Genomic DNA, 12,865 nt, shown 5'->3' with positions numbered 1-12,865 from the left:
GACCCCCTGATTTTCCTCCACGAGCGATTAGAGTCTGGCCTTGAAGGAAGGACAGACGATGAAGCGTGCAAGGTTTTCGGAAGAGCAGATCATTGGCGTGCTGAAGGAGGCAGAGGCGGGCGCGAAGACCGCTGATTTGGCTAGGCGGCATGGGGTGTCTGAAGCGACGCTCTACAACTGGAAGGCCAAGTATGGCGGGCTGGAGGTATCCGAGGCCCGGCGTCTGCGGGATCTCGAGAGCGAGAACGCCAAGCTCAAGCGGCTTCTGGCCGATGCAATGCTGGACCAGGCTGCGTTGAAGGATCTTCTGGCAAAAAAGTTCTGACGCCCGCCGCGAAGCGGGAAGCTGTCGCTCATCTCCAGGCGTGCCACGGGATGAGCGAACGGCGGGCGTGCCGTGTCATCGATGCTGATCGCAAGAGCGTGCGCTACCGTTCCACACGGGACGATGGTGTGCTGCGTGAGAAGCTGCGCGATCTGGCCAATCAGCGTCGCCGGTTCGGCTATCGCCGTTTGCACATCCTGCTGCGCCGGGAGGGCGTGATGATCAACCGGAAGAAGACCCAACGTCTGTATCGCGAGGAAGGACTGGCGGTCAGGCGGCGACGCAGCCGCAAGCGTGCTGTCGGGACCAGGGCACCTGCTCCGGTGCTGGCGCTGGCGAACCAGCGCTGGAGCCTGGATTTTGTTCACGACCAGATGGTCTCTGGCAGGCGGTTCCGCGTGCTCAACGTGGTCGATGACGTGACCCGGGAATGCCTAGCGGCGGTGCCGGACACGTCCATCTCCGGGCACCGTGTCGTGCGCGAGCTGACCCAGCTGATCGCCCAGCGGGGCAAGCCCGGAATGATTGTCAGCGACAATGGCACCGAGCTCACCAGCAACGCCGTTCTCGCATGGTGCGGAGAGCTCGGCGTGGAGTGGCATTACATTGCTCCTGGCAGGCCGATGCAGAACGGCTACGTCGAGAGCTTCAACGGCCGCATGCGCGATGAGCTGCTGAACGAGACCTTGTTCATGAGCCTTGCCCATGCACGGGTCGAGATCGCTGCCTGGGTCGAGGACTACAACCGGGAGAGGCCGCACTCGTCACTTGGCTACGCAACCCCGGCGGCGTTCGCCGCCGAACTGGATAAGCAATGGCCTGCTTCGCTACGCCCTACGGGCTCCGCTACGCAGCCCATTGCGTCAACCGCGCTGATGCGCAAAGCAACCGCCCGGCTCTAATCCCCGCTGGCTGAAAGCTGGGGGTCACGTCAAATTCCTACCACGAGTACGGCCCTGAATTCGTCGCGTTCTTCAATGCCTATCCGACGCGGATACTCAACGGCTCCGATTTCGTCGCCGCCGGCAACAAGAGCTTCGAGCAGTATGCGAAGGAATTGGAGGTCACGAGCCGCGTCAACCGCGCGCTCAACGACACCGCATTCCGCAACATCGCGCTGGGCGAGAACTACTTCCGCCTGATGAACCTGAACTACACGGCGCCGCCGATCTGCAAGGGCTCCTAGGCGCACGGCAGCGATCAGCAACGGGGGTTGTCATGACACGTCTTCGCTATCCTCACATCAAGGCTGGGCTGGTTGCATCGGTCGGCCTGCTCGCGGCGACGCCCGCCTGCGCGCAGCTGACCGCCGCCCCCGCGCCCTACGGGCCGGAGGCGCCGCCGCCCACGCTCGGCCGGGACGCGCAGGCGACCGCGACCGCCGAGGCGCAGAAGCAGCGCGACGAGGAACCCAACCAGCAGGACGCGCTGAAGGGCCTCGAGGTGGACAAGGAGCTGCCCGACTTCTTCGACGGCGCCTCGCTGGTGTTCAAGCCGCGTACTTATTACCTCGACCGCGACCGAGACACCAAGCAGGACAATGTCGGCTGGGCGCTCGGCGGCGCGCTGGAGTTCAAGACCGGCTGGGCCGCCAACATCTTCCAGGTCGCCGCCACGGTCTACACCTCGCAAATCCTCCACGGTCCCTCGAAGTACGACGGCACGCTGCTGTTCCAGCCCGGGCCCGAACCGTTCACGGTGGTGGGCGAGGCGAACATCACCGCCCGGCTCGGCGACGGGCACGGCATCCGGGTGGGCCGGCAGTCGTTCGACCTGCCGTGGCTGGCCCGCCACGACATCCGCATGGCGCCCAACACCTTCGAGGCGGCGGTGATCGGCAAGCAATCGACGAAGGGCTTCGCCTACATCGCCGGCTACGTCGACACCATCAAGCGCAAGAACGAGGACCACTTCATCTCGATGTCGGAAGCCGCAGGCGCGCCCGGCACCGACAAGGGCCTCGCACTCGTCGGCGCGCAGTATACCTTCAAGGACGGCTCCGTGCTGGGGTTCACCAACCAGACCAGCATCGACGTGATGAACACGCTGTTCGGCAAGGCAGAGAAGTCCTTCGCGCTGAGCGACGACACCTCGATCCGCGTCTACGTCCAGTACACCGACCAGCGCAGCATCGGCGACGAACTGATCGGAGACTTCAAGACCCACCTCTTCGCGGTGAAGGGCGAGCTGTTCTGGAAGAACGCCAGCATTCGCCTCGCCGCCAGCACGGCGGGCAAGGAGAAAGGCCTGCAGAGCCCCTTCGGCGGGCCGCCCAACTACCTGTCTATCATCGTCGACAACTTCGATCGCGCGGGTGAGGACGCGTTCATGGTCGGCGCCTCCTACGACTTCAAGGGCGTGGGCGTGAACGGGCTGAGCATGTTCGGCAACATCGCCACCGGCAACACGCCGGATTCCGGGCCCAGCGCCTCGCCCGACGAGACCGAGTACGACCTTACCGTCGACTACAAGTTCATGCGGGAAAACTGGCTCAAGGGCCTGAGCCTACGCATGCGCGGTGCCTGGATCGACCAGGACGAGAGTGAGCCGGGGGGCGACGATTTCTTCGACTTTCGCGTGATCGTGAATTGGACGCTGAAGCTGATCTAGCCGGCAACGTGGCCAACGCGGCCATGCAACATGAGGGAGCGAAACGTGGGCAATCTTTGCATCAGAGCTTCGGCGCTCCTGCTGGGCATGGCGCCCGTCGTGGCGCAGGCGCAGGAGGCGCCGGCCGGGGGCAGCCAGTCGATCGAGGACCGGCTCCGTGCGCTGGAGGCGAACCAGTCCCGGCTGGAAGACGAACTGCGCGCCCGCGACGCCCGCATCGAGGAACTGGAAGGGCAGCGCGCGGCAACCGCCGCCTCGGCGCCAGCCTCGGTGGGAGGAGCAGCTCCCGGCGTCATCACCGCGGAAGGCATGGCGCAAGCAGCCGGCACTCCACCTGTATCGCCGGCGTCCGGCGGCGCCCTCAGCAGTTTCGGCAAGCCGGCCGAGGAGGCGCGATGGGGCACCTACGAGGGCGGCAAGGGGCTGGTCGTGGCGCGCACCGACCAGGGCGAATTGGATTTTGCCACATTTGCATACGCGCGATATCTGAACGGCAAGGACTTGGACAAGACCTATACGGACTCGTTCGGCCGGACGAGCAACATTGACCGCCGCCACGACGTACAACTCCAGAAGATCACGCTGAACTTCAAGGGTTGGCTGTTCGATCCCAACTTCCGCTACCTGTTCTACGCGTGGACCAGCAACACCAACCAGGGTCTGGGCGCGCAGGTCGTGCTGGGCGGTTACCTAAGCTACCGCTTCAACGACGCCATCAGCGTCGCCGCCGGCATCGGGTCGCTCCCCAGCACCCGCACCACAAACTGGAATTTCCCGAACTGGCTGCGCGTCGATAACCGCACGATGGCAGACGAGTTCTTCCGCGCTTCATACACCAGCGGGATATGGGCCTGGGGCGAGATCGCGCCGGGGCTGAAGTACCGCGCCATGATCGGCAACAACCTGAGCCAGCTCGGCGTCGATGCCACGCAACTCGACAACGGGTTCAACACTCTGTCCGGTGCGCTGTGGTGGATGCCGACGACCGGCGAGTACGGGCCGGCCGAGGGCTTCGGCGACTTCGAACACCATGATGACATCGCCACCCTGTTCGGCGTCCACATGACCCACAGCCGCGAGGATGCGCAGAGCCAGCCGGGCACCGAAAGTTTCGAGAATAGCCAGATACGCCTTTCCGACGGCACACTGCTGTTTGGGGCTGATCCGTTCATGACTGGCGGACGCGTCAGGAAGGCGACGTACGACATGCTCGCTGTCAACGCCGGCTTCAAGTATCGCGGCTTCTCGCTCGACGGGGAATACTACTTCCGGTGGATCAGCGACCTTGACACGGTCGGCGTTGTCCCCGTGAGCAAGCTCTACGACAACGGCTTCCAGCTCCAGGGCTCGGCAATGGTCATACCCGAAAAGCTGCAGGCTTACGCTTCCGGCTCGATGATCTTCGGCCAGTACGGCGACCCCTGGGACCTCGGCCTCGGCCTCAACTGGTATCCTTTCGACCGCCGCGAGGTACGGCTTAACGCCCAGGCGCTGTACATGGACAAGTCGGCGATCGGCTATACCAGCGTGCCCTATGCGGTCGGCGGCAAGGGCTGGGTCTTTTCCACGGATGTCGTTCTGGCGTTTTAGGAGCCGCGCCAGTCACTCCATCGATGATCGCGTGACGGCGGCCGGATCGAGACCCATTAGGTGGGCCTGGGTACCGACGCCGCGGTGAACGGTTGGGTTACTTTGCTGCTTGGGTGTTTCGCGTCGCCCTGCCGGATGCTGCCAAAGCCGAGCGGTCCGCTGCCTCAGTTCAGGGTCGGTCCCGGGCCGCATGATTGATTCTGAAGGGTTTCGATCGCGGCTTTCGTGAAAGCGACGGCCAACTCGGCTATGTCCCGAGGAATGGTAATGAAGGCTGAGCCACTGCAATCGAGTTGATCCGTGATGTAGCCCGATACAGCGAGCGCCAGCTCAAGCGCAGACAGGTCCATATCCATTTCTTGTCTCCGCAACTGGCGAATCCTACCCCTAAATATGCAGGATGAAGCGTGTCGTGGATACAACGCTGCGCTGCAATATCTTTCTCGTTAAGAGTTCGAAGGGTAAGTCACCCAGAGGTTTCTCGTGCCGATACGAGACAGCTCTTTGCCAGATCGTACAGATCGATTGAGCATGCTGCGGTGCACAAGGGGCGCGGGGCCGTTAGGCATCGCCGCTTCGCAGGCCAAGGTAAGATGTTGTCTATGTTTTGCCGCACGTTGCTCTTTGCAACGGGCAAACACAGACCGGCGCGCGGGAGGCGCTTTGGAAAGGGATCAGCTTCCTCGGTCCGTGGCGGAACTGTAGATCGGCGATCCGCCGTGCGGGCACATGGCGGCGCATTTCGCAGGTCGCCGCCCCCTGAAACCGGTTCCTCGGCGTTTTAGCATCGCCCGAGCGATCGGCCAGGCGCGGTCATCGCGCCCGGCCGGATCAACTCGTCAGTACTTGCCCCTGATGCTGGCGAACAGCGTGCGCCCGGGCTCGGGAAATCCATCGGTGAGGGTGTAGAGATCGTCGAACAGGTTGCGCCCTCCCACGCCGATGGTGATGTTCTCGCTCACGTCGAAGTCGACCCTGACCCCTGCGTTTACGTATGCGCCCGTGCGATAATACCGCTGCGGCGCGGAAGCGGGGGTCGCGGTGAACAGGGTCCAGCGATCCGACGCGATGTCGAGGCTGGGGACGACGTGCAGTGCGTCGAGCGGGGACCAGTCGACATAGACAAAGCCCTTGTGCGTCGGCACCCCGGTCGGCTCGAAGGCCGGGTTCGCGGCATAGTCCAGGTCGCGCTTGGTCAGCGTGTAGTTGAACCCAGCATCGAGCCCGGACGCGAGGTGCGCCGATACCGAGATTTCACCGCCGTAGTAGTGGCCCTTGCCCACGTTGCGGCTCTGCGTGAGATTGGTGAGGGCGCAGCCCGGGCGCGGCGTCGCCGGCGGGGTGGTCGAGGCGGTGCAGGGATAGGCCGGGGTCAGGACGCCGAATATGGCATTGTCGATCCAGCTGTAGAACAGCGCACCCTCGACACGCACCGCACGGCTTGCCCACGACCCGCCGATCTCGGCGTTGGTGGCGCGCTCGGCCTTGAGGCCGGGGTTGGGGATCGCCGTGTTGAAGCGCTGGCTGAAGCGCTCGAAGATGGTGGGGAAGCGCGCGCGTGACGACAGGCTGGCGTGCAGGTCGATCGCGTCGGATGCGTGCCAGTCCATCCGTCCCTGTGCGTTCCAGGTCTGCGCATCGCGGCGCGGATACTGGTAGAGGACCGAAGCGCCCGAGGTGCCCAGGGGCGGCCCGTACTCCTCCGCGCGCAGCAGATTGCGCCAGTCGACGCTGCCGCCGACCGTGACGGTCAGCGCGGGGGTCACCCGAAGCTCGTTCTCGATCGCCGCGGAGTAGGTGTCCTCCGCCTGCGTCTGGCGCGGCTCGGTGCTGGGCACGCCCGCGGTCGAGAAGCTCGTCTGGAACTCGACGTGCTTGTCGTAGCGGTAGTTGAAGGAATAGCGCAGCGTATCGGCGTCGCTGACTTCCAGGTCCAGTTCCGCCGAACCGCCCCAGGCCCTGTCCTCGTAAGGGCTGTCGAAGGCGAAGGGCCGGCTCTGCGTGGTCAGGGTACGGTCGTTGAAGGAGCGCAGCATCGAATCGAAGCGGTTGTAGTAGGCGCGGGTCTTCAGGATCGCCCGGTCGCCCAGTGCCGTCGTCGAGAGGAAGTAGACGCTGGTGATGTCCCAGGACGGCCAGTCCCAGAAGCGCGGCGTCGTCACCAGGTCGCTGACGTGCAGCGGTGCGCCCTTGGCGCCTTCCTGGTGCGTGTAGCTCAGCGCGTACTCGTCCGTGTCGTTGGGGGTGAAGCCGACCTTGGCATTGACGCGCCAGTCGCGGGTACGCGAGAAATCGCGCTCGCCGCCATCCTCGAGCGCCGGAACCTTCGCGGTGAAGCTGTTGGGCAGGTCCCAGTGGTCGGTGAAGTTGCGCGCATAGCTGGCCTGTGCGTACCACATGTCGTGGCGCGTGCCGATCTGTGCGGAGGTGGAGTATCCGGCATAGTCGGTGTCGTTGTCGAAATTGACCATGCCGCGCACGTCGATGTCGAGCGCCTTGGTTGGCTTGGAAGTGACCAGGTTGATCGCGCCGCCCATCGCGCCCGGCCCGTCGATCACCGAGGCGTAGCCCTTCGCGACCTGGATTTCGGCAATGTCGGAGGTCAGGAAGCGGCCATAGTCGAGCCGGTTGTCCGCAGGCAGGTAGACGCGGATGCCGTCGATCGAGAGCGGTACCTGGAACCGGTCGAAGCCGCGGACGAACACCAGGCGCTCGTTTCGGGTGCCACCGCTGTTTCCAGCCGACACACCCGGCATCAGGTTCACCGCGTCATCGAGCGAGAGGCGGCTGAAGGTGTATATGGCCTCGGCCGACAGCGTGCTGCTGTCGATCTCGATGCCTTGCGCCGTAGGTGCGGTGACGGTGATCTGTCCCAGACCGAAGGCATCGAGCCCTTGGGCCGGCGACGCCGGTGCGCCAGCTTCCTGCGCATGGGCCTGGGTCGAAAGGATGGTGCCTGCGCATAGCAGGGCCGTCAGAACGCTTCTCATGATTTCCCCCTGTCAACGACGCCCGAGTCGCTATATCCGAGCGTATATAGATTGGCGTTCGAGAAGGAAGTGCCGGAATGTTGGATCACCGTTTTCTGACCCTGACCGCAGTGCTGTGCGCCGTCGGCGCCGCGCCTGCCGCTGCGCGGATGGACCATGCCGCCCCGGCCTGCGCCGCGCCCGCCGCATTGCCGGCCGAGCTGGCTTCGTGGCGTAGTCCCACACCGCTCACGGCGGGCCGCGACCGGAAGAGTGCGGCGAAGGCGGCGCTCACTCCGGGCCAGGCGGCGGTGCTGACGCTCTCGCGCACGCCCGATGTCCGCTATCCACTGCGCCCCGAAAAGCCGGGCGGTACGGTCAGCTTCGGCGGACTGGCCACCTTCACGGTCAAGGAAGCGGGAACATGGCGCGTCGCGCTGGGCGCCGGCGCCTGGGTGGATGTGGTGAAGGACGGCAAGGCCGCGCTCTCCGCCGCGCATGGGCATGGGCCGGATTGCACGGGCGTGCGCAAGATGGTCGACTACAAGCTGACGCCCGGCAGCTACACGCTGCAACTCGCGGCGAATGCCGAGGACACGCTGACGGTGCTCGTGACGCGCCTGCCGTGAAGCGACTGCTCGCGGCGATGACGGCGCTCGTGCTGAGCGTGGGCGCCGCCACGCCATGGGAATGGGACCTGCCGCCCGGCGTCGCGCCGCCGCCGGTGCCGGCATCCAATGCCATGACCGCCGCCCGGGTCGAACTCGGGCGGCGCCTGTTCTACGACGCCGATCTCTCCGCCAACGGCACGATGGCCTGCGCCGCCTGCCACGAGCAGCGCCGCGCCTTCGCCGACGGCAATGCGACGCGCCCCGGGGTTCACGGTGATCCCGGGCGGCGCAACGTGCCTGGCCTTGCCAACGTGGCGTGGTTTTCGCGCCTGACTTACGCCGATCCCCGCATAACGACGCTGGAGGCGCAGGTGCTCGTCCCGCTCATCGGCGAACGGCCTGTAGAGATGGGGATGCAAGGGCTCGAGGCGGAACTGCCCCGGCGGCTGGGAGCGGACCCATGCTATCGCAGGATGTTCCGAAAGGCATTTCCGGAGCGGCAGGGGGCGATCGGTACTGCCAGCGTCACGGCCGCCCTGGCGGCTTTCGAGCGGACAATGGTCTCTTTCCGCAGCCGTTTTGACCAGGGGCCCGCCGCAATGACGCCCGTGGAACTGCAAGGGCAGGCCACCTTCCAAAAAGCCGGCTGCGCATCCTGCCATTCAGGGGACTTGCTGACGGACATGGCGTATCACCGCCTCTCTGAGCCGGACGACCGCGATCCCGGCCTGGCCGAGAGCACGGGCCGCCGCGATGATGCCGGACGCTTCCGGACACCATCACTTCGCAACGTGGCTGTCACTGGACCGTGGTGGCACGACGGCAGCGCCAAAACGCTCGAAGAAGCAGTGCGGCGCCATCCCGCACCTCTGGCGGAAGAAACGATACCCGCCGTGACGGCCTACCTCGGCACTCTCACCGACCCGGATTTTCTCGGCGATCGCCGGTTGTCCCGGCCGGACGAAGCCTGCGGAAAGCGACTGTAGGAGCGTTCCCGACACTCTCGGACGCCGTCAGCCTGTTCGTCGATGCGCTGCGCTAGAGATCCCCCTGCGGTCAAAAACCGCATGCGACAGCTATGGCAGGGCGGCTGAACGAGCGGTGCGGCGTTTGGTTTCATGAATGTCGCGCATGGCGGCATGCAGGTTTCGTGAGCTATTCCACGATAGCTATCTGCACTATCCCTTGCGGCCATACCCGTATCAGGGCCGGCGCGCGTCCTCAGCGGCTCCCGCGACCGATGCCGACAAGGAGGTTCGATGACGACCAAGTTCTGGCGGAGTTTGCTGGGCGGCCTGTCGCTCGCGGCGCCCTCGGTCGCCTTGGCGGCGGCGGGGGAGCGTCCGTCCGTGGCGCCGGCAGACATGCAGGCGGTTGCTCCGGCGCTGGCGCGCTATACCGACGATGTCCTTTTCGGCGACAACTGGGAGAACCCGCGTCTCGGCAAGCGGGACCGCAGCCTGGTGACGATTTCGGCGCTGATCGCCGGGGGCAAGTCGGCGCAGCTCGCAGGCCACCTCGGGCGTGCGCTCGACAACGGGGTCAAGCCGTCCGAGATATCCGGGCTCGTCACGCATCTGGCATTCTACAGCGGCTGGCCCAACGCGGTGTCCGCGACCACCGTCGTGCGCGAGGTGTTCGAGCAGCGCAAGATCGCGTCCTCGCAGGTCGCGCCTGCCCGGATGCCGCCGCTTCCGCTCGATGCCGAGCGCGAAAAGGTGCGCGCCGACGGCGTCGCGGCGAGCGTCGCGCCCACGGCGCCGGACCTTGCCCGTTTCACCGACGACGTGCTGTTTTCGGACCTGTGGCGCCGCCCCGACCTGTCTCCGCGCGACCGCAGCGTCGTGACCGTGGCGGCGCTGACGATGGCGGGCGACGCGGGCCAGCTACCGTTCCACATCGGCCGCGCTCTCGACAATGGGGTGACGCCGGCCGAACTGGGCGAGGAGATGACCCATCTCGCGTTCTATGCCGGCTGGCCCAAGGCGATGGCCGGCGTCGAACTCGTTCGCGAAGCGGTTACCGCGCGCGCCGCGCCCGCGCCGGCGGGATTGACGATCGCCCCGCACGGCAGCGGGCCGATCAGCGAGGGGCCGGCGTCGCATTTCATCGGCAAGGTGAGCGTCTCGGCACCGTTCAAGTCCATCGCGCCCTCGCGGCTGGGCGGAGCGACCGTCACGTTCCAGCCCGGCGCGCGCACGGCGTGGCACAGCCATCCGCTGGGCCAGACCCTGATCGTCACCGAGGGCGTGGGCTGGACGCAGGTCGAGGGCGGCCCGGTCGTGGAAATGCGGGCGGGGGACGTGATCGTCTGCCCGCCCGGCGCGCGGCACTGGCACGGCGCCAGCCTCGGCGCCGCGATGAGCCACGTCGCCGTCGCCGAGGCCCTGGACGGCAAGGTGGTCGACTGGGCGGAGCAGGTTTCCGACGCCGACTATCGCAAGGGGCTCCAGGCTGGGCCGGGAGCGCCTCACGGGTGACAGCCGCCCGGTCCCGTGACACAATTTCAGCGGGCATCGGCCCGATCGAGGATCAGCCATGAAGTTCGAAACTCCTGCAGGCACCAATCCGATCGACCGCCAGCGCGTGATCGGTCGTCCGCTCGACCGCATCGACGGGCCGCTCAAGACGACGGGCACTGCGGTCTATTCCTACGAACAGCATGAGGCGGCGCCGGGCGCCGCCTACGGCGTGCTGGTCGGGGCGGGCATCGCCAAGGGTCGTATCCGCTCGATCGACCTGGCCGAGGCGCGCCGGTCCGCCGGCGTGATCGCCATCGTCACGCACGAGAATGCAGGGCCGCTGGGGCCGCAGGGCTTCTACGCGGCGCACGTGCTCGCCGGGCCGGACGTGCAGCATTATCACCAGGCGGTCGCGCTGGTGATCGCGGAGACGTTCGAGCAGGCGCGCCATGCCGCCGCCCTGGTGCGGGTCGACTATGCGCGTACCGGCGGCGCCTTCGATCTCGCCGCGGCGCGCGGCACGGCGACGGCTCCGGAGAACCAGCCGGACACGGCACATGGCGACTTCGACGGCGCATTCGCCGGTTCGCCGGTCAAGGTCGACCAGACCTACCGCACACCGGACCAGAGCCACTGCATGATGGAGCCGCACGCCACCGTGGCCGCATGGGAAGGTGACAAGCTGACACTATGGTCGGCGCAGCAGCTGGTGAGCTGGGCGCGGCGGGACCTGGGCGCCCTGCTCAAGATGCCGGTGGAGAACATCCGCGTCGTATCCTCGTTCATCGGCGGCGGTTTCGGCGGCAAGGGAAGCGTGGGCGCGGACGCCGTGATGGCGGCGCTGGGCGCACGCGCCGCGGGGCGGCCGGTCAAGGTCGCGCAGGCGCGGCCGATGATGCCGAACAACACCACGCACCGCCCCGCCACCATCCAGCACATCCGGATCGGGGCAGGGACCGATGGGCGCATTGCCGCCATTTCCCACGAAAGCTGGTCGGGTAACGTCAAGCGAGGCATGGCGGAGACGGCGGCCGACCAGACGCGCATTCTCTACGCCGGCGCCAACCGGCAGGTCGCGCATCGCCTCGCCCTGCTCGACCTGCCCGAAGGCAACGCGATGCGCGCGCCCGGCGAGGCTCCGGGCATGATGGCGCTGGAGATCGCGATGGACGAACTGGCCGAGAAGCTGCAGCTCGACCCGGTGGAGCTGCGCATCCGCAACGATACGCAGGTCGATCCGTCCAGTCCCGAAAAGCGCTTCTCCTCCCGTCCCTTCGTCGAATGCCTGCGCACCGGCGCCGAGCGGTTCGGGTGGAGCGCGCACAAGGCGAAGCCCGGCGCTGTCCGCGAGGGCGACTGGCTGATCGGCATGGGCATGGCCTCCGCGATCCGGGGCGCGCCTACGATCACTTCGGCGGCGCGCGTGCGGCTTGGCACCGACGGCCGCATCACCGTCGAGACGGACATGACCGACATCGGCACCGGCACTTATACGATCATCGGCCAGACCGCCGCGGAGATGATGGGCGTGCCGCTGGAGGCGGTCGACGTCCGGCTGGGAGACTCGCTGTTCCCGACCGGCGCGGGCTCGGGCGGCCAGTTCGGCGCGGCCTCGTCGACCTCGGGCGTCTATGCGGCCTGCGTGAAGCTGCGCGAGGCGATCGCCGCGAAACTCGGCCTCGATCCGGCGGAGGCCGACTTCTCCGACGGCCATGTGCGCGTGGGCAACCGCAGTGTCGCGATGGTCGACGCCGCGCGCGGCGGTCCGATCGCGGCCGAGGACAAGATCGAGTTCGGCAAGCTCAAGGAGGAGTTCGAGCAGCAGACCTTCGGCGCGCACTTCTGCGAGGTCGCGGTCCACGCCATGACCGGCGAAATCCGCATCCGCCGCATGCTGGCGGTCTGCGCGGCAGGGCGCATCCTCAATCCCAAGCAGGCGCGCAGCCAGGTCATCGGCGGGATGACCATGGGTGCGGGCGCGGCGCTGATGGAGGAACTGGCCGTCGACAAGCGGTTCGGCTTCTTCGTCAACCACGACCTTGCCGGCTACGAAGTGCCGGTCCATGCCGACATGCCGCACCTAGACGTGGTGTTCCTCGACGAACTCGATCCCATCGCCTCGCCCATGAAGGCCAAGGGCGTCGGCGAACTCGGCATATCGGGTGTCGCAGCCGCCATCGCCAACGCGGTGTACAACGCCACCGGAGCGCGGGTGCGGGAATATCCGATCACGCTCGACAAGCTGCTGCACGCATTGCCGCAGATCGCCTGATCGGAGGCGGCGGTGCGATATTCCAC

The 12,865-nt window shown here is 66.5% G+C and carries 10 protein-coding genes; 8 read left to right on the top strand and 2 right to left on the bottom strand.

All coding sequences use genetic code 11. The features are described from left to right. The first annotated feature begins 58 nt into the window (after nt 1-58). The 4 genes from PMI02_RS21310 to PMI02_RS21300 all read left to right on the top strand — a co-directional run bounded on the left by PMI02_RS21310 (nt 59) and on the right by PMI02_RS21300 (nt 4,525). A protein-coding gene (locus PMI02_RS21310; protein ID WP_086000132.1) for an IS3 family transposase occupies nt 59-1,227 on the top strand; the annotation gives its coding sequence in 2 pieces (ribosomal slippage) (nt 59-311 and nt 311-1,227; 1,170 coding nt in all). Between the two features lie 155 nt (nt 1,228-1,382). After that, nucleotides 1,383-1,511, top strand: coding sequence for a hypothetical protein (locus tag PMI02_RS28230; protein WP_255348718.1), 129 nt, complete (start codon nt 1,383-1,385; stop codon nt 1,509-1,511). Nucleotides 1,512-1,543: 32 nt separating this feature from the next. Continuing rightward, nucleotides 1,544-2,935 carry an OprD family outer membrane porin gene (locus PMI02_RS21305; RefSeq protein ID WP_007686825.1) on the top strand — a complete coding sequence of 464 codons (1,392 nt, stop codon included), beginning with the start codon at nt 1,544-1,546 and terminating at the stop codon, nt 2,933-2,935. A gap of 45 nt (nt 2,936-2,980) precedes the next feature. Next, on the top strand, nt 2,981-4,525 hold the full coding sequence (locus PMI02_RS21300) for a hypothetical protein (protein ID WP_007686823.1): 1,545 nt from the start codon (nt 2,981-2,983) through the stop codon (nt 4,523-4,525). Nucleotides 4,526-4,689: 164 nt separating this feature from the next. Here PMI02_RS21300 and PMI02_RS21295 read toward each other — a convergent pair whose 3' ends face one another. Together PMI02_RS21295 and PMI02_RS21290 are read right to left on the bottom strand one after the other, a co-directional pair. Further along, a complete protein-coding gene (locus PMI02_RS21295) occupies nt 4,690-4,881 on the bottom strand; it encodes a hypothetical protein (RefSeq protein WP_007686820.1) in 192 nt (63 codons plus the stop codon). 483 nt (nt 4,882-5,364) lie between these two features. Next, nucleotides 5,365-7,515 (bottom strand): TonB-dependent siderophore receptor, encoded by a 2,151-nt coding sequence (locus PMI02_RS21290; protein WP_007686818.1) that lies wholly within the window; start codon nt 7,513-7,515, stop codon nt 5,365-5,367. A 77-nt stretch (nt 7,516-7,592) separates the two neighbouring features. Here PMI02_RS21290 and PMI02_RS21285 point away from each other — a divergent pair, with 77 nt between their 5' ends. The 4 genes from PMI02_RS21285 to paoC all read left to right on the top strand — a co-directional run bounded on the left by PMI02_RS21285 (nt 7,593) and on the right by paoC (nt 12,839). After that, nucleotides 7,593-8,123 carry a hypothetical protein gene (locus PMI02_RS21285; protein ID WP_007686816.1) on the top strand — a complete coding sequence of 177 codons (531 nt, stop codon included), beginning with the start codon at nt 7,593-7,595 and terminating at the stop codon, nt 8,121-8,123. 17 nt (nt 8,124-8,140) lie between these two features. Next, entirely contained in the window at nt 8,141-9,091 is a 951-nt protein-coding gene (locus PMI02_RS21280; RefSeq protein ID WP_036504917.1) for a cytochrome-c peroxidase, read from the top strand. A 273-nt stretch (nt 9,092-9,364) separates the two neighbouring features. Next, nucleotides 9,365-10,585 carry a carboxymuconolactone decarboxylase family protein gene (locus tag PMI02_RS28440; protein WP_007686811.1) on the top strand — a complete coding sequence of 407 codons (1,221 nt, stop codon included), beginning with the start codon at nt 9,365-9,367 and terminating at the stop codon, nt 10,583-10,585. Between the two features lie 58 nt (nt 10,586-10,643). Beyond that, nucleotides 10,644-12,839 (top strand): aldehyde oxidoreductase molybdenum-binding subunit PaoC, encoded by a 2,196-nt coding sequence (gene paoC, locus PMI02_RS21270; protein ID WP_007686808.1) that lies wholly within the window; start codon nt 10,644-10,646, stop codon nt 12,837-12,839. The last annotated feature ends 26 nt before the right edge of the window (nt 12,840-12,865 follow it).

This window comes from Novosphingobium sp. AP12 (assembly GCF_000281975.1).
In the GTDB taxonomy this organism is placed as follows: domain Bacteria; phylum Pseudomonadota; class Alphaproteobacteria; order Sphingomonadales; family Sphingomonadaceae; genus Novosphingobium.
Note: the sequence above shows the minus strand (reverse complement) of the source record. Positions and strands in the feature narration are given on the sequence as shown.